Below are 19,059 nucleotides of genomic sequence, written 5' to 3'. Positions count from 1 at the left end.
CGTGAATGTCTGCTGCGCTTCGAGCGCGTCGCAAAGCGAGGCTTTCCAGACCCTGATCCCATGCATGCATGCAGCGACTCCAAGCGTGAAGGAGCCAACAGACTGCGAAGAGAAGCGTGACCGCGTGAACGACCAGGCTGCCGGAAAATTAAAAAAGAGCTTGACCCAAATGCCCGATTAGAGAAGCAGACATTTATGGAGGCCCGCGGGAGTGAGCTGTTTCAGCTCGAATTCAACTGGCGTCAAGCGTCCGGAGATATCGATAAGCTCTCTGTCCCTTCGTCACTTGCTGAACAGTTCCACCGAACATCGGAAACGGGTTCCTACTGTCGGTCACCCAGATTGCTTCGCCCTTGGGAACCGTACTCACGGAGTTGCCGGACGATTTCGAGGGCGAGTGTCGTCACTGGATTGGATACTTAGCTTTTCTAAAACTCCCGGTTTCTCTTAGTACCAACGGCCGCGACCGTAGAAGCCGCCTCCACCCAATAAAAGTACGATCAAAACGACTATGAGAATTGTGGTGATATCCATTTCATCCTCTTGTGATCTTTCAGCCGCCCAAAACATTTCTGACGGTACTGAACAACGGACTAAACCGATTTAGGTTCCATTGGTGCCTGTAAGAGCACATCTTCAATGGTGCGCTGGCTTGGTCACAGGGAACAATGACGGTGGCCTAGAGTTGTGTGATTGCCACCTACCCTTATTTGATCGCGGTGCTCCGGAGAACTGGTTATGGAAGTCAATGTCTTGGCTGGCGTTGCCGTCAAAGATCTAGACAAGGCCGGTCCATGGTATGAGAAGTTGTTTGGGCGCCCACCCGATACGCGACCCATGGACGGCTTGCTCGAATGGGAATTCGAAAAGGGCGGATGGCTTCAGGTCTTTGAGGTCAAGAGCGGAGCCGGAGCGTCGTTTGTCACGCTGGTGGAGAACAGTATTGATGGCCGCATCGAAGACTTGAGAGCCAAAGGCATCGAAATAGTCTCCAGCAGCGGTTCAAATGAGGATGCCGTCAAAACTGCGATCATCAAAGACCCGGATGGCAATCAGATCGTGTTCGCTCAAGGTATGGACGACATCCACAGATCCGCGATGTAGCACTCGGTCTCCAAGGAGAAAAAATGCCAGAAATTAGCAAGTGTATTCAAGCGTGGGTCGATGTAAACATCACATCGCAAGGGCATGAAGAAGATAAGGTTCAGATGGTCCAAGAAGCCGATGACTTGAAGACCCACGCGTTAGCCGAAGGATTCACATTGGAAGAGCTTAGGCGAGCTTGTAATGGCGACATACTGGCATTTCTAATGGATCGTCAAAACTCCAATAACAATATGAGTCGACCAGCTAAGGACGATTAAGTTCGTCCACAGCGACGGTCAATTGCCCGGAGCATTGCAGCTCAGCATCGGGTGGCGTACTCCAGATCACTCCGATTTGTCGATATGGTTCCGAAATCGCTTCCCGATTCTACGGTAGAAGCATCGTGCTCGCCCCCTCGCCGGATCAATTGAGATCAACACGCAGGTTTTATCTGTGCTATTGTGTCATTGCGTACACTCGGACTATGGAGCGAGCAACGTCCATGCCCGGGGAAGGCTTTCGCACCGCGAGCCTCCGGTCCCCACAAGGACAAATTCTAATGACTATCCCAATTGATCAGCCGGAAGGTGGTATGAACCTTGCCTTGGCGGTCGTTGCATCATCCAATGCGCCGCTTCTTCTCCTTGACGGTGACCTCGTGGTGATTGCAGCGAGTGAATCCTTTTGCCGCGAGTTTCAGATTGATCCGGCCCAGGTTTCGAACGGGAAACTGACGGATCTCGGGAGCGGAGAATGGAATTTGCGGCGGTTGTCGTCACTGTTGCAGGCTACTGCGACAGGCAGCGCCGATATCCGCGCCTACGAGATGGACTTGACCCGTGAAGGTCAAGAACCGCGACGCCTGGTATTGAACGCGCAGAAACTCCAATACGGGGACACCGACGGCGTTCGACTTCTTCTATCGGTGTCAGATGTCACCGACGCCCGTCTCGCCGAAAAACTCAAGGATGACCTCTTACGGGAAAAAGCCATTCTCCTCCAGGAAATCCAGCATCGGGTGGCCAACAGCCTGCAAATCATTGCCAGCATCCTCATGCAAAGCGCACGAGCAGTTCAGTCCGAGGAGACCCGTGCGCACCTACAATCAGCACACGGCCGGGTGCTGTCTATCGCCTCCGTCCAACAGCAGCTAGCGGTCTCCAGACTTGGTGATGTTCTTCTCCGGCCGTACTTCACACAGCTTTGCCAAAGCCTCGGGGCATCAATGATCCACGATCCCGAAAAGCTCTCGATTGAGGTGACGGTCGATGACAGTACCGCCAAGGCGAATGTGTCGGTCAGTCTCGGTCTCATTGTCACCGAACTGGTGATCAATGCTCTCAAACATGCGTTTCCCCGCGATCGCAATGGTAAGATCGTCGTCGACTATCGTTCCGAAAACTCGAAATGGTCGATGTCGGTAAGTGACGACGGTGTCGGGATCGCTGCCGATCCCAAGTTTTCCAAGCCCGGCTTGGGCACGGGCATTGTTGATGCGATGGCAAAACAGCTCGATGCTACGTTTACGTCCGTCCCAGGCAATCCAGGAACGAAAGTCTCAATTACTCATTCTTGATCCCTAGGTCGTCGAATTGCGGCTCAAGGAAGCCCTGCCCGTTCAGGATCAATCGTCTATATTTCCGAATTGGACCGCTCTACGAGACCACGTCTAACGACCGCTATTATGCCGCCAGCGGTGATCTGTTTCGACTCGAATTCAGCTAGCGTCATGCGGCCGTAAATATCAATATACCCGATCACTCGGCCGGCACCAGCTCTGTGTGATCGACGGCGATACGATCTGGCTCAACCGAGAGAAAATCCGCCTCGCAAACATCGACACTCCCGAAATCAGCGGTGCCAAATGTGAAAGCGAACTTGCCCGCGGCCTCGAAGCCAATACCGCGCTGAACCGATTGCTCGATGGCAAGGAACTACGGATTACGCGCGGCTATCCCAAAACCAGACGCATGATCGACCGGTATGGTCGGACGCTTGCCCTTGTCTCAGTCAATGGCAAGGACGTTGGAGAGACACTTATCGAGCGCAATCTAGCCCGGCGGTGGACTGGTAGGCGCCAGCCTTGGTGCTAGCCTTCAAGCCGGTCAACAACGACCTCGGTACCGTTATCAATGCCATCCATAGGGAAACATTTCATGCTTCTCATCGCCAGATTGGTCGGACGTCTTGCCTTTTTCCTGGTCGGTTTTGCGTTAGCTTCACTGGTCGCCGGTCTTGGGTTCTTCTTTATCAACAGCCTGCAGTTCATTGTCGACAGCCCGGACAACCGCCACATTCGGTTCATTATTTTGTGTCCGAGCTCATCGGAATGATTGCGCTCGTGCCGGCCATAATCATTACAGTTATCGGTTCTAGGCTTCCTAACAATCCTCCCGGCCCTTACGCAACGTTGGGCGCGATCACAGGGACGGTTGGTTCCTTGTTGTTCTTTGGGGTCTCGAATCCCCTTCAACATTTACCTAATAGGTGCCCTGGCCGCTTATGTTTTCTACTTCATTGCAGTGTATTCGAGTGACAGGATCATCCGGGCGGAAAAGGGGATCAAGGAAGCCACCAAAAGCGCGATTTCGAAACTAAGTTCACGCCGACACTAGTTTATAGAGTCCGACGGGTGCCCCACCCTTCGCTGCTCGCTGTTGCGGGAAGAGACTTATATTTGTTTATCAGAAAATGGTGGGCCAGGAGGAAGCGGCCACTGGTATGCCAGAAGCGCGGTAGCTATGCCCCGCTTCAACCGGGCGCTATTGTGCCGCACCCAACTCGATTGGAAAGTCATGGAAGATGGATGATCGTCAAAAGCGGGCGCTGGGTGCATGAGCATCTATGGTGAGGCAGCATCTTGAAAAACGTCCCGACAATCTGCTCGATAGCGATGCAATGGCGGCTGGCGAGCGTGCAATTGGTGCGCTAGCAGAGTTCGGCTATATGGAAAAGGTCGTCGTTGGCCGTACATTTGGACGCTGGACCGAGGCAGGAGAAGCCCTCCTAGACTGGGCCATTGCTCTGTACATCAGAACAAGACGTTCCCGCAGCCGGTCATCTTGAAAGATCAGCCCGACGATATTGAAGGATAAAGCTTAAACCTCGAGCCTCTTAATCCTGGGAACGCTACATCAGTCGCAGCCTGTATGTAGGAATTCTATAGTGGGGATCCGGCGGCGCGGAGCAAGATCCGGAAATGGCGGCGCGAAGTGGAAGTTAGTTCTATGCCGCAGAGTCGAGCTGTCTCGCCTCGAATTCAACTGGCGCATGCGTCCGAAGATCTCAATAAGTGCGGCGGTGCCATATTCGCAGCATTAGCGGACGTTTCCTAGTGTATCAAAGTCCGGTATTGGCCCAAAACCGGACATTAGTGATCAAAGGATTTAACGGCTGCTTTGCGCCCTCATTTCGGTCGTAACATGACCTCTGCCATTGCCTGAAAGGACGTTTATGGCGGCGTCTGATACAGTACCCTCTCAGATCCGGAAGCGCTCGGTGGCTGGCTCATGATCTAGGCCCGGTACGAAACGAGGTTTGGAAACGTGGCCGATAAGTAGAACCAACGCACAATTGCGATAAGATGTTTCATCATTTCCGGTTCTTGAGGTCCAATGTCTGAAGTCGATTGGTTAAGCCATCTCCTGCAAATCGTCACCGTAACCGGTCAGCTCGAGGTCCGCTGTGCCTATGGTGCGCCGTGGCGCGTGGCCTGGGGCCGGGCGGCGGCGAACGAAATTCCCTACCACGTCATCGTCAAGGGCCGGGCCATTTTCGAGGATCCGGAGACGAGAACAGCCAGGGAGCTGGTGAGCGGAGATATCGTGTTGCTGCCTCACGGCGCGTCGCACGTGCTTCACGACGGTAGTGGGCAAACGCCGATCCCCACCCAGCAGCGCCAAGGGTCTGCCGGATGGATGTTGAGCGAGAACGACGGTCAGGGCGAGCAACTCGATTTGTTGTGTGGCCGATTTTTCATCGCTCCGCCCCATGATCGACTGATCCGTAATTATCTGCCCACAAATCTGGTGGCACGGACGATAGACGGCCCCGGAATAGACGGTATCGGATCTGCTACCGATCAACTGGCCAGTTTGGTGGGGCTGATGCGAATGGAGTCCGCCGGCGATCGTGCGGGAGGACGCGCCGTTCTCAACGCGCTTTCTTCGGCCCTCTTCACATTAGTGCTGCGAGCTGCAAGTGAATCCGAGAAAGCCCCTGAAGGCTTGTTGGCCCTCGCCGGCCACCCACGACTGGCGCCGGCAATTACGGCTATGCTCGCCGATCCGGGCAAGCGTTGGAAATTGCCTGATCTGGCGGACCTGTGCGGCATGTCGCGCGCCACATTCATGCGCCGCTTTCAGGACAGGCTGGGTTGTTCGGCCCTCAATCTGCTGACTGATCTCCGCATGAGCCTGGCAGCCAACGAGTTGAAAAAGCCGACGATCAGCACCGAGGCTGTGTCCGAAATGGTCGGCTATCAATCTGTTTCGGCATTCCGCCGTGTGTTTACTGAGAGAATGGGGATGACGCCCGGGGAATGGCGCAAACAAGCGCATACCTGGGCGCGCGCGGACTAGGATCGACTCATAGAATTGATCCTTTCGCGCATTATATTGAGGACATTCAGTCTCGATATTCTCACAGACGGCCGTAAATTGGGCTCCGTAATCACTTGATGAGGGAGCCACCCAATGAACTACATCAGTAACGCAGCCAACGAACTGACGCCGACGAACGCCGTCATCGAAATCATCCTGAGCCGTAGTGCTGCCAAGTACTACGACACCGCCGCCACACTGAGCGACGATCAGATCTCGCGACCTGGTGCGGATCGGCACGTCCGCGCCGACATCCTTCCACCTGCAGAACTGGCGGTTTATCGCCGTCCGTACGCCTGAGGCCAAGGCTCGGTTGCGCCCGATCGCCTGGAACCAGCCCGCGATCACCGACGCCGCCGTTACCTTCATCATCGTCGGCCAGTTGGCCAATGCTAGCACCGTCCCCGCGCGCCTGGCGCCGGTCGTGGAAGCCGGCATCATGCCGGCACATATGGTGCCGGAATGGGAAACCCCCGCTCGCGGTCTGTATGACGATCAGCCGCAGCGCCAGCGCGACGAGGCGGTGCGCTCCGCTACCTTCGGCACCGCCGCAATCATCTATGCCGCCCGCTCGCTCGGCCTGGGTTCGACACCGATGATTGGTTTCGACGCAGAGGCCGTGCATCGCGAGTTCGGCCTGGCCGAAGACGAAATCCCGGTGATGCTGCTGACCGTCGGGCCGGAGCGGGCCGGCAACTGGCCGCAGAAGCCGCGCATGCCGGTGGCCGATGTCCTGGATTTCGCATAATTCCAATTAACTCAATCACTTATGGAGACTATAATGGCAAGAATTGCTGCTCTGACGCCGGAACAGGTGCCGGCTGAATCGAAACAGACCCTCGATGCGTTCACGAAGAACATCGGGTTCACCCCAAACATGATGGTGGCCTTCGCGCAGAGTCCTATCGCGTTCAACGCGTGGGCCACACTGCTCGGCTCCCTGAGCAAGGCACTCGACGTAAAGACACGCGACAGCATCGGCCTTGCCGTCTCCGAGGTGAACGGTTGCAACTATTGCCTGAGGGTTCACAGCTTCACCGCCGAACATATGGCCAGGCTGCCGGCCGATGACATCATCCTCGCCCGAAAGGGCCACGCCAGCGACCCGAAGCGGGATGCCGCTGTTCAGTTTGCGCGAAAAGTCATCGAGACGCGCGGGCACGTCAGCGACGCCGATCTCAAAGCCGTCCGCGATGCTGGCTATACCGATGCGAACATCATCGAGATCGTCGCGCTTGTGGCCATGTATTCCCTGACAAACTTCTTCAACAACGTGTTCGATCACGAGAAGGATTTTCCAGCCGTGACACCAGCCGGCTCGATCTGAGCTTTCGCCTTCCGCAACCTTTTGAAGCTGTTGGGATCAATCACATGAATATTCTCCATATCGATAGCAGTCCGCGTCAGGAATCGCACAGCCGTCAGCTTTCGGCGGCGATCATCGAAAAGCTTCTTGAGGTTGCGCCCGGCGCGAGCATTACTCGGCGTGACTTGGGGGCTGAACCCCTGCCCCAAACCGAGGCCCTCTACGCCGCCGCGTTGGCGTCTGCCGGCAACGTTGGCCACCCCGCCGATGGGTTCTCTAGATCTTTCCGAAGCGCTTATTCGGGAAGTCGAAGCGGCCGATGTGATTGTCATCGGAACGCCGATGCACAATTTGACGATTCCCTCGGTCCTCAAGGCGTGGATCGACCAGATCCTGCGCGTCGGCCGCACAATGAAGTCAACGCCGGCTGGCAAGGTGGGAATGCTGCGGGACCGTCCGGTGTTTATCGGCGTGGCTTCTGGTGGCTTCTTCACCGGTGAGCGAGCCAATCAGCCGGATTTTCTCACGCCCTATCTGTCGCTGGCACTCAGCTCCATTGGGCTGAGGACTCAGCAATTTCTCCCGCTTCAAGGCACTGCCTTCCTGGATCGGAGTCAGGGTTAGCGAGGGACAAAGCGCTCGCCGCTCTCGACCTGACCGCCGCGGAGCATTTTCGAGAATTACACGATCGTCCTGCGGTGCTCTCGAGCACTGGCAGACCGTATCGCGATGTCCCTCGCTCCGGCAAGCGTCACCGGGAGCATTCTGAGGGCGCGCACAAGCTTTTGGCGCCCGCATCCTAACCCTCCGGCTTCCGCCGGACCATTGAATATGAGGCTTCAGATGATTTTATCAAATAGTACCCCCTCCCAAATCGGCGACAGGATGACCGGCAGATCAGCACCGCCTGATGACAGCGCCGTTCGGGATTGGCTCGGACCAGAGGCATTCGGCCATTGGACCGAACTGCGGACCTGGATTAACGAATTCTATCCGGGAGTTTTCGCGCCGGACTGGCTCTACGGCGGCAAGAACCGTGGTTGGTCCTTGCGCTATATGAAAACGAAGGCGTTCACCACCATGGTGCCGGAATACCGGCGGTTTTCGGCTGTTGTGGTTATGGGTGGACCAGAACGTGAGAAGTTCGAGGAGCGGCGTTACGTCTGGCGCCCGCAACTGGTCAAGCTTTACGATGAAGCGAAAACATATGTCGACGGAAAATGCTGACACTTGCCATCTCAGCGGCAGATGATCTGCATGATGTGACGGAGCTTTTGACGATGAAGCGCCCGCTAGATGTCTCGTCGGCATCACACAGAAATTCAACATCAAGGCCGTCGCGGAAGGCGTAGAACCGATAGTTAACTGCGCGAAAGATCGAAAAGACCTTCCTCGCATGCACTTTACCCGAACCACTAATGACTGAGGAGACAATTCCCATGAAAGCGATCGTAGCGACCGACCAGGCTGCAGGAACAGCCGGAATGAAGCTGGTGGAGTGGCCTGAGCCGCAGGCCGCGATAAACGACGTCGTCGTACAGGTCCATGCAGCGGGGTTCGTCAACACCGAACTGGATTGGCCCTCGACCTGGACCGATCGGGCGTTTCATGACCGGACGCCATCGATCCTCGGCCATGAGCTGGCCGGTGTGATCACCGCGCTGGGCTATGGCACCACGGGGCTGTCGATCGGTCAGCGGGTGTTCGGTCTGTCTGACTGGTATCGCGACGGCACACTCGCTGAGTACGTCGCTGTGGAGTCCCGCAACCTCGCGCCGTTGCCCGGCAACGTCGACTTCACGGTGGGCGCAAGCCTGCCGATATCTGGCCTGACCGCATGGCAGGGATTGTTTCAGCATGGCCGCCTTCAGGCGGGGCAGAGCGTGCTCGCGCACGGCGCGGCTGGGGCCGTCGGCTCGATCGTGACGCAGCTTGCGCGGGAAGCCGGCGCCTATGTCATCGGTACCGGACGCGCCGCTGACCGCCAGAAAGCTCTGGACTTCGGTGCAAATGAATTCATCGATCTTGGAAACGATACCCTGGAAGACGTCGGCGGCGTTGATCTGGTATTCGACGTTATCGGCGGCGATGTTCAGAAGCGGTCCGCAGCGCTGATCCGGGCGGGAGGAACGCTCGTGACAGCCGTCGGACCGACAGATATTCGACCTGCGGATGGTTTGGCGGTTGACTTCGTCGTCGAGGCTGATCGTGCCCAGCTATCCGAGATCGTTCAGCGGGTCCGGGACGGAAGACTACGGACGAACATCGGCAAGGTTTCAAGTCTGGAGGATGCGGTCGCCACCTTCAATTCGACGGAGCGGCGCGCGGGAAAGACGGTTATCCGCGTTCTCCCGTGAGGACGCGGCGAGAATTCGGATCTTAGTGGGGCACTTGAACCCGCCGTATCTTCCTGACGGATCGGCGTCCACGCGCACTCCTTGGAGGGGGTTCCTCTAGGGAGTGCGAATTGCACACAAGCTGCGCATTCCTAGCGCCTCAGATTCTGTTTAGCGCCCTCATGTCGGTCACTCACCGGTTCTCAGCGCAGTCCTGAAACCTGACATTCCTTCTTCATTTGGGATGGCGGTTGACCACAGCATCTTTGCTGGCAACGAGCTCAGCGCGATCAGGGCGCGTTCATGCGCTCGGCCGGTGATATCGCATGCTCGAACCTCTCTACTCATTTCCGGAGAATCTTCTCCATTGTCTTCCCCTTCCCAAGCTCGTCGATCAGCTTATCGAGGTAGCGGATTTCCTTCATCAGCGGGTCTTCGATGTCTTCCACCCGGACGCCGCAGATCACACCCGTGATCAAGTTTCGCAAAGGATTCAGTTGAGGTGCCTGACCAAAGAAATCCTCGAAGCTGGTCGTATTCCCCAGCTCGGCGTCGAGCCCTTTTTGGGTGTAACCCGTCAGCCAGCGGATGATCTCATCGACCTCGGTTTTGGTGCGTCCTTTCTTTTCCGCCTTGGCGACATAGTGCGGATAGACGCTGGCAAAGCTCATGGAATAGATCTCGATGCTTCGTCATGAAGCGTCCTTACGCGTCGGGATCGGGGGCGAGAAGCGGCATCACGTCGACAGAGTCGCACGGAAAGACCGTGAAATGCGGATGGCCTTCGAACAGCTTTGCCGCGGCCTCATGCGACGGCGCGCGCACCGCAACGAAAACGGTTAGTTCATTGACCACGTCCGCCACGCCATCCGGCGATGTGCGCTTGGTCGGGCCGAGCGGCCCGCCCTCGTAGACGATTGCGTCCTTGTGCGCCTCGTCCCAGGTTTTCAGGGCGGCGAGCCCTTCCTCGTCCTTGGCGCGCCGTTCCTCGTCTGACATCTCATACCATGCCTGCCAGCGAGGGCTGGTCTTGTTGCTGGTGAAAACCCGAGATAGGTGTCGTTCGCCCTCATATGTGTGCCTCCCAGCGTTCTTGCGGACCGGGCCAGAGGTCCGTGCGCTATTCGGGCACTGACCTCTGGCTATCCACTCACAATGGAGCGTTTAGTGCCTGTCCAGCCAGCCATCGAGCAGTATGGCGCCGCAAGGAACGCACGTAAATGGCAGCTTCGCGCGATCATGCTCGCAAGCAGTCCGACGGCTTGCGGCCCCTCAATCACTGCTCTCAGGCGTTCTTCAAATGGCCAATGTTGGCCAAAGGAGAACGGAAATGGGTATTGCACAATATGATCCTGCCGCACTGGGGCGCCCGGCCTGGGACGCCGGCCGGAAGGCCGGTGTCAAGAAGCCTCTGAAACAGCGCCAGATTTGGGCGATCCGCTTCTTCCTTGATAGGGAAGGACGCATGAGAGATCGCGCGTTGTTTGATCTCGCGATCGACAGCAAGCTGCGCGGCTGTGATCTCGTAAAAATGAAAATCGGAAGTCCTGTCACAGGAACGGAAATCCGAAACCGGGCGATGGTCGTTCAGCAAAAGACCGGCCCTCCGGTTCAGTTCGAGATAACGGCAGATGTAAGGGCAAGTTTGCTTGCATGGCTTGAACGTCGTGGTAGAACAGTTGACGACTACGCCTTTCCCAGCCGGGTCGACCACGCCGATCATCTCAGCACTCGCCAGTACGCTCGATTGGTGGATGAATGGGTGACCGCAATTGGGCTGCGGCGCGAAGACTACGGCCCGCATTCGCTTCGGCGCACCAAGGCCGCAATGATCTACAAGGCGACAGGCAATCTTCGCGCGATTCAAATCCTGTTGGGGCACACCAAGATCGAAAATACCGTCAAGTACCTTGGCGTGGACATCGAGGATGCACTGGAACTAGCTGAGCACACTGAGATCTGAGCGCGTGCAGCCCCGCGCATAGTGGGGCTGCACGTGTCAACGCAACTTTCTCAATTCCAAAGATTGCGATCGAGCGGCTACGCGCCCTCGCTCCGGCCGAAAAAGGCTGGTGGAGTCACTTCCCAGGAACAGACGTTCCCCCGAGGCGAGTTTCCCGACCCGCGCTACTCGCCTATGTTGGAAAGCAATTCGTCGAGCTGTTCCAGCTGCTCCGGCAATGCGGCCGCCCCGCCCTGTAGTGCTTCCTCAAGCGCCTCCTTGGACGGATAGATTTCGTGGAGATTCAGCAGCGTTTTCCCGCCCTGGTCCTCGAAGGTCACGGTCGTGACCGCGCCCTCTTCGCCCTCGTCGTTGGTCCAGACGATGCGCTCGTTCGGCACCACCTCGAGATACTTGCCGTAAAAGGCCATGGTGCCCGAACCGCCGGTGCCGAATTCCAGCCGATATTTGCCGCCGGTACGGACGTCCATATCGCACGATACGAGCGAAACGCCGGATGCCGATTTTGGCACCCACCAGCGCTGGAACAGCTCGGGCTGGCTCCACGCCCTGTAAACCGTGCTCGGCGGCGCATTGAATGTCCGCGTTACGACGAGTTCGCGATCCCCTTTGCGCTCGACCGACGTGCGGTTCTGCGCGCCACCTGCACTGTTAACTTCCTGATTCATCGCTTCCCTCCTGTTTCATTTCGCTGATGATTTCGTCCAATGCTTCGAAGCGGGCCTCGAAGAGCTTGCGATGCGCCTCGATCCACTCGGCCTCCGCCTGGAGGCCGCGTTTCCCAAGCTTGCAGGTTCTCACCCGTCCGACCTTCTGCGTGACGACGAGCCCCGCCCGCTCGAGAACCTGGACGTGCTTCTTCATGCCGGTCAGCGTCATCTGGAACTTATCCGCGAGACTGGTGATCGACGCGTCCCCTCGCCCAAGCTGATCGATGATCCCGCGGCGGGTCGCATCGGACAGCGCCGCGAACGAGAGATCGAGAGGGGGACTTACATACTGAACCATATAGTTCAGTATGTAACCTGCTCGCGCAGGAAGTGCAAGCGTCCCGAACTTTCCCTGCCGTAGACCGGTCATTCGAGGTCATGCACCGCGGCGGGCAGCAAATCGTCTGCTGCGGGTCAAGCGGACCTTCGAGCCGCTGATGAACGAATGTCAGCTTTCAGCGCCTACTCCCCGAAAGCAGTCCCGCCGACTACGGCCCCATCTCGGTCATTAATGGGACCCCAATAATGATTGGAGGGTGCGTATGCGTTATTTGGCTCTCTCGCCTTGAGGGCAACCGAACTGCAGACCCGCCAATACTGTTTTCTGAAGTGCTGTTCCAGACGACCCATTGTCTGATCTTTGGAGCACGACAGCGTTGCGATACGGTCGAATTCCTCTTTAGCCAGCATCGGGATCTCGCTGCGGCAAAGCGCTTCTTCAACAAGGGCTGAAGCGCCATGGCCGACCGGATCGCGTCATCATCGATGGCAGCCAGACCAACCGTGAGGCGATCGTTTCCTGCGACGCGACAAATCGCTTGCGGGATTGCTCCCGGAAATCGAACAATCGCATCGAACAGGATCACCGGCGCGGCGCATCAAGCGCCGCGTGCGAACAATGCTCGGATTCAAATCGACGGAAACCGCCCGCATCATCTTGTCTGGCATCGAAATGGTCCACATGATGCGCAAGCGACAAGATACGCCTTCAATCCAGATCCATCCTTGGCTGAGCAGTTCGCGATCCTCGCCGCATAGGTGTTATGGTATCAGCCTTCGTTAACCCAACTCAGCCGCTGCAACAGAACCTAATTGCGCCGACCCCTTTATTTTACGCGCAAATAATGCGGCACATTGACATTTGGTGGTGTCGGTTTGTTAGCACTAACAAATCGCTCATATGCTATAACACCGTCGATCATACGATGGAGTTTGCGATGAATCTAAAGGAACTGGATGACGATGAATTGAGGGCTGCATTCGATAGCACATTGCGTCAGCTGGAAGAGATCGCTGCCGAGGCGAAAGCGAGAGGCATAAGCATTGATGACAAGAAGGGTAGACCATGGGGTGGGTCGGGTAAGTCACCCCGCGAATAGGTCAGGGTCAAAAAAGATCACCCGTAAAATCGATTTCAGGGTCGCCCCTACCCTTGTGACGCATCGAACGTCAAACGCGCGCCACGCGGTTTCTTCCTCACTTTGTCAAATACCCTGCCCACGCGTCATGGATGGCTTTGGGCTGCTCAAAGAAGTAAGATTTGGTATGATCCGGTCGTAGTGTCTGCCGACGACATGGCCTAAAGCTCGTTGTGCCAGATCATCAGTGAACCCGTTCTCAACGGCCCATGTTGCGAACGTTGCGCGGAAGCTGTGAAACGTCCCGTTGGCAGGAGGTCGCCGAAGCAATGCTCGGACAATGGGCGATCCTTGACATTACAAAGACGAACTCATCCGCGCCACACGGAATCATTAGCGTATGCGCAATCGCGGGCAACGGGACCGCGTGCAACGTGCGCGTCTTATAGCGTTCCTCGCCAATTCAGCGAGCTGCACAGCTGCGGCTCTTGATAGAAACCAGTCTGCCGCAAGCGCTCTTTCCCGGCCCGGCTCGCCGTGCCATGGGATCAGGCTTTGGCGCCAATTCACAATCGTGCAACAAGTTGCTTGGAACGTAGAGGGCACAGACACGTTTTGTTCCATAACCAAAAGCGAAGGGAGCAAGTCATGATAAACAAAGACCCCAACGTTCGTGAGACGCACGATCTTATCGCCAGCGACCTCGTTATCGGTACCAGCGTCTATGACAGCCAAGGAAATCACATCGGACAGGTTGAAAAACTAATCCTCGAAAAAAGAGGCGGACGAATTTCTTATGCCGTACTCAGTTTTGGTGGGTTTCTCGGTGTGGGTGACGATCACTATCCGCTGCCATGGGAGAAGCTTGACTATGACGAGAGTCTAGCAGGCTTCCGAATCGACACCACTAAGGAACAACTTGAAGGCGCTCCGCACTTTGCTCGCGACCAGGAGTTCAATTGGGATGCCGAGAACGGTCGGCGCGTTTACGACTACTACGAAGTCCGGCCATATTGGATTTAGCGACGTTTTAGCGCGTCCCTGCATGGTGCTACCGTTTGCCGCACGCTTGTCCAGAACGCTAAATGGATTGACGCAATTAGGGCTCGGGAACGGCACAGATCGTGATCGTGTGGCTGACGAGACCGAATTCCCATGGCGGGTTTCTGTTGTAACTGATCCTGCCGCTAACTCCGCCACGTAATCGCCGCTCTGCCACCTGTCCACATTGCTGTCGCGGAACCTGAACAACATGACCAGACGAACTCTGTCAATCGGTTCGTGCTTCGTTTTTCGCGGCTCGGGCCTTTTGTCGGCGGGCCCTTTGGTAGAAGCTGACTTTTTCGCGATTAGCATCACGCCAAGCCCGCATGTAAGCCTGGTGGCGCTGCTTATTCACTTGCCGCCACTTCCGAGATTTCTCTGCTGCCTTGGCCCTCTGGTCGGGGCTTTGCGGATTAGCGGCCCGCCACTTACGCATCCTTTCAGCCGCCTTGGCATTACGCTCAGCCTTAATCGTATCATCGGCTTTTGTCATCACGCGGGTCTCTTCCAAATTTTAATTGTTCCACCCACATCGATCAAATATGTTTCGGTTCCGGCACCTCGTCAGGGTTTGGTAGAGGTGTCTCATCCGGGAATTGATCCGGCGGTGGCTCCTTTACGGGAGGTATTTGGTCCGGGCCCGGAACCGGGTTGGGCGGTTCATGAGGCAACGGTATTGGCTTCGGTTCCGGTTCCGGAGCAGGCATCGGATCACCCATATCAGTTTTTCCTTATGATCGGGTCTTAACTAATAAGCGCCGAGGAATGTTCCGCCTGGCCCACCACTCAATAAGGCGTCGTAGAAATCCCTACGTGCTTGAACCCCCATTTCGAGCACCGCAGCTTTGGCACCAGATCGCAATGCAAGGCACCGTGATTTCGCCCCAGCCGCTTGGCCAAATCGACCAAATCCATTTTACGGGAGTGATGACAACTGCGCGCTTGGCAGTGCACCCACAGCGTGTACCCCGTGATCAAATTAGCGCGCCGATCGTTCCGTTGTCTGATCCCCTCACATCGACACCGGACGCCAGACAATCCGCTTCTTGTTGACCCTGTCGCGGTCGTCTTCGAAGGGCACGGCCCCGCAATCCACGACCTCGCATTCCTTGCAGCGAAATTTTAGACTCTCAAACGATCGGCCATGGCCATTTACATTGGCCAGATCGCTGGCAACGAAGAAGCCAGCCTTCTCGCGTTGGCGGCACATCACCCGCACCAACATGCCCTGGGGCGCTGCCTGCCCTAGAGTTTTCATTGTCATCGAACAAAAGGGGAACATATTCCCATGGAGTCAAGATAATTGCGCCCCACGGACAACAAAGAATGAACGGCGCCGGGCACCCCATGCGGCTTTAATCCATAATCGTACGGGTCACCGTGAAACGGAACAGGCATTACCGAACGATCAACCACATGAGTGGCAACCATCGTTTGTCCACATACCCCAAATTATTATGCCCAGCGGGCAGTTGTTATGGTGGCCGCGCCGGCGATCTTGCCGGTGGTCGTTGACCTGATTTTCATTACGCCCTTTTGCGGGGAAACGGCCCTTTTATCCCTCTCCCATGGAGGCCGCGCAGGCGGGTGAGGTCTGGCAGAAGCTCGTGCGCTTCTTTTTCACACGCCAGACCGCATAGGGTAACCAAATACGCTCAATTCATGGTGACGCCCGGAGCGCAAGGTGAATTGGAGCGCTTAAGACGCAAAATTGCGCCTCCCCATTCCAAAGGACAAGGAGGCGAATGCTTGAGAAGTGCGGCGTCACCACACGCCCCTCTTGCCGGCGCGGTGTCTTGCGAAGCGAAGCTCGATGACGGTCTTTGTAAGACGCAGCTCCTGGTGCAACTCGTGGTTACCCGCTCCGGCCATGGCCCGGATGACGCGGAGCAGGACGTTGGCGTGCTCGCCTCGAGCGGATGGATCGAACTCGCCGAACCGCTCAAGCCCTACGCGCTGATCGCTCGCCTGCCAGAGCCGGAGTCGGGCTTGTCGACGTCCATTTCTTCTCACGGCTGCCGCAAGGCGGAACGTTGGCGCACGGCCGCGTGGTCTTCGGCCGCTTCCAAGCCGAACTCAACGAACGCGCAGCCTGGAACCGGGGACCCGGTCTTGCCGGAGCTGTGATAAGGCTGCCTAACCCCAACCAAACTCGCTTAACGTTTCATCAAGTATTGCAATCATCCGGTCACAAAGTTCAATTTGATGTTTGTAGTGCTGACCCATGACTTGTGTCGCGTCCATCCATTCGTCAGTGGATGTTTGACGCAAGGCGATCTGGAGATCACCCTGTTCGAGATCTGCCAAGTCTGCTCTCAACTGACTTTGACGACAGACCAGTAGGTCCCGATATTTCTTAAGATCGATCATTCTAAATGACTCGTTTAACCCCCGTCGGCGCGAATTGGATGACTGGCCTGCTTGCATGGCGTTGCGCCCTTTCAGCAGAAGGACTTGTCGCAATTCCCCACCCCTGCCGAGCGATGAGTGTAGCTTCGACGCGGTTTCGGACACCAAGCTTCGCCATTGTTTTTGTCATATGGTATTTGACGGTCTTTTCGAGAATGCCAAGCATCGCTCCGACCTCCCGATTGCTCAGGCCGTTAGAAACGAGACGGAGCGTGCGCTCCTCCTGATCTGTCAGGGAGGTAAGCACTTCGGCTAATGAGGGCTGTTTAAGATAGGAAACAAGTCGCATTGTCAGTCCGGGAGCGAAGAATGATGCACCGGCGGCAATGCTCTTGATTATTGGCACCAGCTCGGCCGCGTCGACAGTTTTGAGAACGTAGCCCACAACACCTGCCTCAACGGCGCGAACAACATCAGTTTCAGCCTCTGACATTGTCAGTATGACTATCTTCGTCTGAGCGGACGCTGCTCGAATGGCTTTTGCGGTTTCTATCCCGTCCCCCGGAATTGAAATGTCAAGAAGCACGATATCCGGGGACTGGACCGCAGAGAGTTGTATCGCGTCCGCCCCCGAAGATGCTTGTCCAACAACTTTGATTGCCTGGTCCGATTCGAGCGTATGGATGGTTCCCACCCTGAACAATGAATGGACATCCACCACGATGACTTCTATTTGGTCATACACAGCAAGGCTCCCGGTTGGAAATACCGCGCATCATGGCGGCAACCGCAGCAGCCATTTCCCTACGCTAACATTTTGAAATATCTGCAAAAAGGGTCTTTGGTCGTGGATATTCGAGGACTTTCGTCCCTAAAACTGTGTGCGCATGGTCCGGGCCATGCGCACACATATCGCTTGATGCGGTCTGGACGCTTTGTAATCAGCTTCGGTCATTGCTCCCGGAACGCGCGGCTGAACTGGTCGACTAGCGGCTTGGAGAGAAAGGACATGGCCGTCCGTTGCTCGGTGGAAACGAAAACCTCGACGGGCATGCCCGGGAGGAGTTTGTTGTCGGCAAGCTTTTCGAGCTCGTCGGCCGGAACAATCACGTCAGCCAGATAATAGACCTGACCGGTGGCGGGATCGCTGCTTGTCGCCGCAGAGACGTAGGCGATACGGCCATGCAGCTCAGGCGTGGTGCGCTGGTTAAATGCCGAGAAGCGCAGCTTTGCCGGTTGACCTACAAACACCTGGTCGATGTCGGTCGGCGCTAGTTTCGCTTCTATCTTTAACGCCGCATCCGCTGGCACGAGCGTCACCAGCTTTTCAGCAGGGGTGATAACGCCGCCGATCGTATGCACGGACAGCTCGTTGATAGTGCCGGATAGCGGTGCACGAATGTCAGCGCGCGCAAGACGGTCCTCGATGGCCACACGCCGCTCCCTGAGTTCGGAGAGTTTTGGCTCTATCGAGCTCAGTTCACGCTGTGCCTCCGTGCGTGCCGTTTCATCGATGGCGATGATCTGCAGCTGAATTTCGCTCATGCGGGCCTTGGCGCGCGCAATATTGGCTTCGACCTCGCCCCGTTCGCCAACGAGCTTCGCCATTTCGCGATCGATGATGTACTTGCGCGAGGTCTCGATCAATCGCTTGTCGGTCAGCCCCTTGATCTTGACATGTTCGGTTTTGACCAGCGCAATTTCGTCGATCTTGGCGGCGCGCTGGGCTTCAAGCCCCCTTATTTCCTCGCCAAGCTGGTCGATACCCAATGCCAGCTGTTCTTTCTGGCTTTTGCGGTTCTGGCGATTGCCGTCGAACATGCGATTTTCGCCGAAGAACACATGCTGGAAGTCTTCAATTCTGGCGGAGAGCTCAGGTGACAGGATAATTGCGTCAAGATTGTCGCGCTCTGCCATCAGCCGGGCTTGTTTCGCCATCAATTCTACGAGCTGGGTGCGAACGATCGAAAGTTCAGCACGGGTCTCCGCGTCGTCGAGCCGCAGCATGACCTGGCCTTTGGTAACGAAGTCCCCCTCTCGAACGGCAATCTCGCTGATAATGCCGCCGTCGCGATGTTGGATGGATTTCAGGTTCTGGTCAACCTTGACCATCCCCGGAGCCATGACGGCTCCGGTCAGTTGTGCGGTGGCGGCCCAGCCGCCAGCACCGGCGAAAAGCAGTAACCCAAGCGTAACCCCCGCGATGACCCGCGCTCCCACTGGAAAGCAGCTGTCGGCCTCCGTCTGCATTGGCGAGCCGTTGGCATTGTTTTTTCTCTTTCTGTCGGCCGAACATCATTCACTCC

21 protein-coding genes and 5 pseudogenes are annotated in these 19,059 nt (G+C 56.6%); 17 read left to right on the top strand and 9 right to left on the bottom strand.

All coding sequences use genetic code 11. The features are described 5' to 3' along the window. Positions 1-738: 738 nt before the first annotated feature. The 12 genes and pseudogenes from N8E89_RS22935 (at position 739) to N8E89_RS22880 (ending at position 9,350) form a co-directional block, all read left to right on the top strand. The gene (locus N8E89_RS22935) at positions 739-1,104 is read left to right on the top strand and encodes a VOC family protein (protein ID WP_262262115.1); all 366 of its coding nucleotides are present in this window, start codon (positions 739-741) and stop codon (positions 1,102-1,104) included. Positions 1,105-1,127: 23 nt separating this feature from the next. Further along, positions 1,128-1,364 (top strand): hypothetical protein, encoded by a 237-nt coding sequence (locus N8E89_RS22930; protein WP_262262114.1) that lies wholly within the window; start codon positions 1,128-1,130, stop codon positions 1,362-1,364. A 281-nt stretch (positions 1,365-1,645) separates the two neighbouring features. Next, entirely contained in the window at positions 1,646-2,662 is a 1,017-nt protein-coding gene (locus N8E89_RS22925) for a sensor histidine kinase (protein ID WP_262262112.1), read from the top strand. Between the two features lie 205 nt (positions 2,663-2,867). Beyond that, positions 2,868-3,179, top strand: a complete 312-nt coding sequence (locus tag N8E89_RS22920; RefSeq protein WP_262262110.1) for a thermonuclease family protein — start codon at positions 2,868-2,870, stop codon at positions 3,177-3,179. Between the two features lie 63 nt (positions 3,180-3,242). Then, complete coding sequence (locus N8E89_RS22915; protein ID WP_262262108.1) at positions 3,243-3,419, top strand: hypothetical protein; 177 nt, start codon at positions 3,243-3,245, stop codon at positions 3,417-3,419. Positions 3,420-3,930: 511 nt separating this feature from the next. Then, positions 3,931-4,152, top strand: coding sequence for a hypothetical protein (locus tag N8E89_RS22910; RefSeq protein ID WP_262262107.1), 222 nt, complete (start codon positions 3,931-3,933; stop codon positions 4,150-4,152). A 548-nt stretch (positions 4,153-4,700) separates the two neighbouring features. Next, the gene (locus N8E89_RS22905) at positions 4,701-5,666 is read left to right on the top strand and encodes an AraC family transcriptional regulator (RefSeq protein ID WP_262262106.1); all 966 of its coding nucleotides are present in this window, start codon (positions 4,701-4,703) and stop codon (positions 5,664-5,666) included. 114 nt (positions 5,667-5,780) lie between these two features. Next, positions 5,781-6,435: pseudogene (locus tag N8E89_RS22900) on the top strand (nitroreductase family protein). 33 nt (positions 6,436-6,468) lie between these two features. Then, positions 6,469-7,014 carry a carboxymuconolactone decarboxylase family protein gene (locus N8E89_RS22895; protein WP_262262105.1) on the top strand — a complete coding sequence of 182 codons (546 nt, stop codon included), beginning with the start codon at positions 6,469-6,471 and terminating at the stop codon, positions 7,012-7,014. A gap of 44 nt (positions 7,015-7,058) precedes the next feature. Beyond that, a pseudogene (locus tag N8E89_RS22890) lies at positions 7,059-7,796 on the top strand (FMN-dependent NADH-azoreductase). A 40-nt stretch (positions 7,797-7,836) separates the two neighbouring features. Continuing rightward, a pseudogene (locus N8E89_RS22885) lies at positions 7,837-8,345 on the top strand (DUF3788 domain-containing protein). A gap of 87 nt (positions 8,346-8,432) precedes the next feature. Next, the gene (locus N8E89_RS22880) at positions 8,433-9,350 is read left to right on the top strand and encodes an NADP-dependent oxidoreductase (protein WP_262262104.1); all 918 of its coding nucleotides are present in this window, start codon (positions 8,433-8,435) and stop codon (positions 9,348-9,350) included. Positions 9,351-9,673: 323 nt separating this feature from the next. Here N8E89_RS22880 and N8E89_RS22875 read toward each other — a convergent pair. Further along, a pseudogene (locus N8E89_RS22875) lies at positions 9,674-10,025 on the bottom strand (DUF2200 domain-containing protein). A 9-nt stretch (positions 10,026-10,034) separates the two neighbouring features. Next, positions 10,035-10,328 (bottom strand): hypothetical protein, encoded by a 294-nt coding sequence (locus N8E89_RS22870; RefSeq protein ID WP_262262102.1) that lies wholly within the window; start codon positions 10,326-10,328, stop codon positions 10,035-10,037. A gap of 331 nt (positions 10,329-10,659) precedes the next feature. Here N8E89_RS22870 and N8E89_RS22865 point away from each other — a divergent pair, with 331 nt between their 5' ends. Continuing rightward, positions 10,660-11,292, top strand: a complete 633-nt coding sequence (locus tag N8E89_RS22865) for a tyrosine-type recombinase/integrase (RefSeq protein ID WP_262262101.1) — start codon at positions 10,660-10,662, stop codon at positions 11,290-11,292. Between the two features lie 164 nt (positions 11,293-11,456). On the opposite strand, the gene N8E89_RS22860 is transcribed toward N8E89_RS22865, so the two are convergent. Beyond that, positions 11,457-11,960: an SRPBCC family protein gene (locus tag N8E89_RS22860; RefSeq protein ID WP_262262100.1), complete on the bottom strand. Its 504-nt coding sequence runs from the start codon at positions 11,958-11,960 to the stop codon at positions 11,457-11,459. Then, positions 11,944-12,300, bottom strand: a complete 357-nt coding sequence (locus tag N8E89_RS22855) for an ArsR/SmtB family transcription factor (protein WP_262263300.1) — start codon at positions 12,298-12,300, stop codon at positions 11,944-11,946. The genes N8E89_RS22860 and N8E89_RS22855 overlap by 17 nt, the downstream gene beginning before the upstream one ends. Before the next feature lie 362 nt (positions 12,301-12,662). On the opposite strand from N8E89_RS22855, the pseudogene N8E89_RS22850 reads away from it, so the two are divergent. The 3 genes and pseudogenes from N8E89_RS22850 to N8E89_RS22840 form a co-directional block, all read left to right on the top strand. Then, a pseudogene (locus N8E89_RS22850) lies at positions 12,663-13,040 on the top strand (DDE-type integrase/transposase/recombinase); the annotation flags it as partial. 179 nt (positions 13,041-13,219) lie between these two features. Continuing rightward, positions 13,220-13,381 (top strand): hypothetical protein, encoded by a 162-nt coding sequence (locus N8E89_RS22845; protein WP_162707384.1) that lies wholly within the window; start codon positions 13,220-13,222, stop codon positions 13,379-13,381. 627 nt (positions 13,382-14,008) lie between these two features. After that, positions 14,009-14,383: a PRC-barrel domain-containing protein gene (locus tag N8E89_RS22840; RefSeq protein ID WP_262262099.1), complete on the top strand. Its 375-nt coding sequence runs from the start codon at positions 14,009-14,011 to the stop codon at positions 14,381-14,383. Positions 14,384-14,630: 247 nt separating this feature from the next. On the opposite strand, the gene N8E89_RS22835 is transcribed toward N8E89_RS22840, so the two are convergent. Next, positions 14,631-14,897 carry a hypothetical protein gene (locus tag N8E89_RS22835; protein WP_262262097.1) on the bottom strand — a complete coding sequence of 89 codons (267 nt, stop codon included), beginning with the start codon at positions 14,895-14,897 and terminating at the stop codon, positions 14,631-14,633. A 519-nt stretch (positions 14,898-15,416) separates the two neighbouring features. Further along, positions 15,417-15,662 (bottom strand): hypothetical protein, encoded by a 246-nt coding sequence (locus N8E89_RS22830; RefSeq protein ID WP_262262096.1) that lies wholly within the window; start codon positions 15,660-15,662, stop codon positions 15,417-15,419. 491 nt (positions 15,663-16,153) lie between these two features. Here N8E89_RS22830 and N8E89_RS22825 point away from each other — a divergent pair, with 491 nt between their 5' ends. Then, positions 16,154-16,531 (top strand): DUF6212 domain-containing protein, encoded by a 378-nt coding sequence (locus N8E89_RS22825; RefSeq protein WP_262262095.1) that lies wholly within the window; start codon positions 16,154-16,156, stop codon positions 16,529-16,531. A gap of 9 nt (positions 16,532-16,540) precedes the next feature. Here N8E89_RS22825 and N8E89_RS22820 read toward each other — a convergent pair whose 3' ends face one another. From N8E89_RS22820 to N8E89_RS22810, 3 genes are all read right to left on the bottom strand, one after another. After that, complete coding sequence (locus tag N8E89_RS22820) at positions 16,541-16,774, bottom strand: hypothetical protein (RefSeq protein WP_262262094.1); 234 nt, start codon at positions 16,772-16,774, stop codon at positions 16,541-16,543. Between the two features lies 1 nt (position 16,775). Continuing rightward, positions 16,776-17,498, bottom strand: coding sequence for a response regulator (locus N8E89_RS22815; RefSeq protein ID WP_262262092.1), 723 nt, complete (start codon positions 17,496-17,498; stop codon positions 16,776-16,778). A 206-nt stretch (positions 17,499-17,704) separates the two neighbouring features. Continuing rightward, positions 17,705-19,003: an HlyD family type I secretion periplasmic adaptor subunit gene (locus tag N8E89_RS22810; RefSeq protein ID WP_262262091.1), complete on the bottom strand. Its 1,299-nt coding sequence runs from the start codon at positions 19,001-19,003 to the stop codon at positions 17,705-17,707. Between the last annotated feature and the right edge of the window lie 56 nt (positions 19,004-19,059).

Source organism: Phyllobacterium sp. A18/5-2 (genome assembly GCF_025452215.1).
In the GTDB taxonomy this organism is placed as follows: domain Bacteria; phylum Pseudomonadota; class Alphaproteobacteria; order Rhizobiales; family Rhizobiaceae; genus Phyllobacterium; species Phyllobacterium sophorae.
Note: the sequence above shows the minus strand (reverse complement) of the source record. Positions and strands in the feature narration are given on the sequence as shown.

Bases quoted from the DNA above. Each gene is read 5' to 3' on its own strand.
- N8E89_RS22935 (WP_262262115.1), top strand. From the start codon at position 739: ATGGAAGTCAATGTCTTGGCTGGCGTTGCCGTCAAAGATCTAGACAAG.
- N8E89_RS22930 (WP_262262114.1), top strand. From the start codon at position 1,128: ATGCCAGAAATTAGCAAGTGTATTCAAGCGTGGGTCGATGTAAACATC.
- N8E89_RS22925 (WP_262262112.1), top strand. From the start codon at position 1,646: ATGACTATCCCAATTGATCAGCCGGAAGGTGGTATGAACCTTGCCTTG.
- N8E89_RS22915 (WP_262262108.1), top strand. From the start codon at position 3,243: ATGCTTCTCATCGCCAGATTGGTCGGACGTCTTGCCTTTTTCCTGGTC.
- N8E89_RS22910 (WP_262262107.1), top strand. From the start codon at position 3,931: ATGGTGAGGCAGCATCTTGAAAAACGTCCCGACAATCTGCTCGATAGC.
- N8E89_RS22905 (WP_262262106.1), top strand. From the start codon at position 4,701: ATGTCTGAAGTCGATTGGTTAAGCCATCTCCTGCAAATCGTCACCGTA.
- N8E89_RS22895 (WP_262262105.1), top strand. From the start codon at position 6,469: ATGGCAAGAATTGCTGCTCTGACGCCGGAACAGGTGCCGGCTGAATCG.
- N8E89_RS22880 (WP_262262104.1), top strand. From the start codon at position 8,433: ATGAAAGCGATCGTAGCGACCGACCAGGCTGCAGGAACAGCCGGAATG.
- N8E89_RS22870 (WP_262262102.1), bottom strand. From the start codon at position 10,328: ATGTCAGACGAGGAACGGCGCGCCAAGGACGAGGAAGGGCTCGCCGCC.
- N8E89_RS22865 (WP_262262101.1), top strand. From the start codon at position 10,660: ATGGGTATTGCACAATATGATCCTGCCGCACTGGGGCGCCCGGCCTGG.
- N8E89_RS22860 (WP_262262100.1), bottom strand. From the start codon at position 11,960: ATGAATCAGGAAGTTAACAGTGCAGGTGGCGCGCAGAACCGCACGTCG.
- N8E89_RS22855 (WP_262263300.1), bottom strand. From the start codon at position 12,300: ATGGTTCAGTATGTAAGTCCCCCTCTCGATCTCTCGTTCGCGGCGCTG.
- N8E89_RS22845 (WP_162707384.1), top strand. From the start codon at position 13,220: ATGAATCTAAAGGAACTGGATGACGATGAATTGAGGGCTGCATTCGAT.
- N8E89_RS22840 (WP_262262099.1), top strand. From the start codon at position 14,009: ATGATAAACAAAGACCCCAACGTTCGTGAGACGCACGATCTTATCGCC.
- N8E89_RS22835 (WP_262262097.1), bottom strand. From the start codon at position 14,897: ATGACAAAAGCCGATGATACGATTAAGGCTGAGCGTAATGCCAAGGCG.
- N8E89_RS22830 (WP_262262096.1), bottom strand. From the start codon at position 15,662: ATGAAAACTCTAGGGCAGGCAGCGCCCCAGGGCATGTTGGTGCGGGTG.
- N8E89_RS22820 (WP_262262094.1), bottom strand. From the start codon at position 16,774: ATGATCGATCTTAAGAAATATCGGGACCTACTGGTCTGTCGTCAAAGT.
- N8E89_RS22810 (WP_262262091.1), bottom strand. From the start codon at position 19,003: ATGCAGACGGAGGCCGACAGCTGCTTTCCAGTGGGAGCGCGGGTCATC.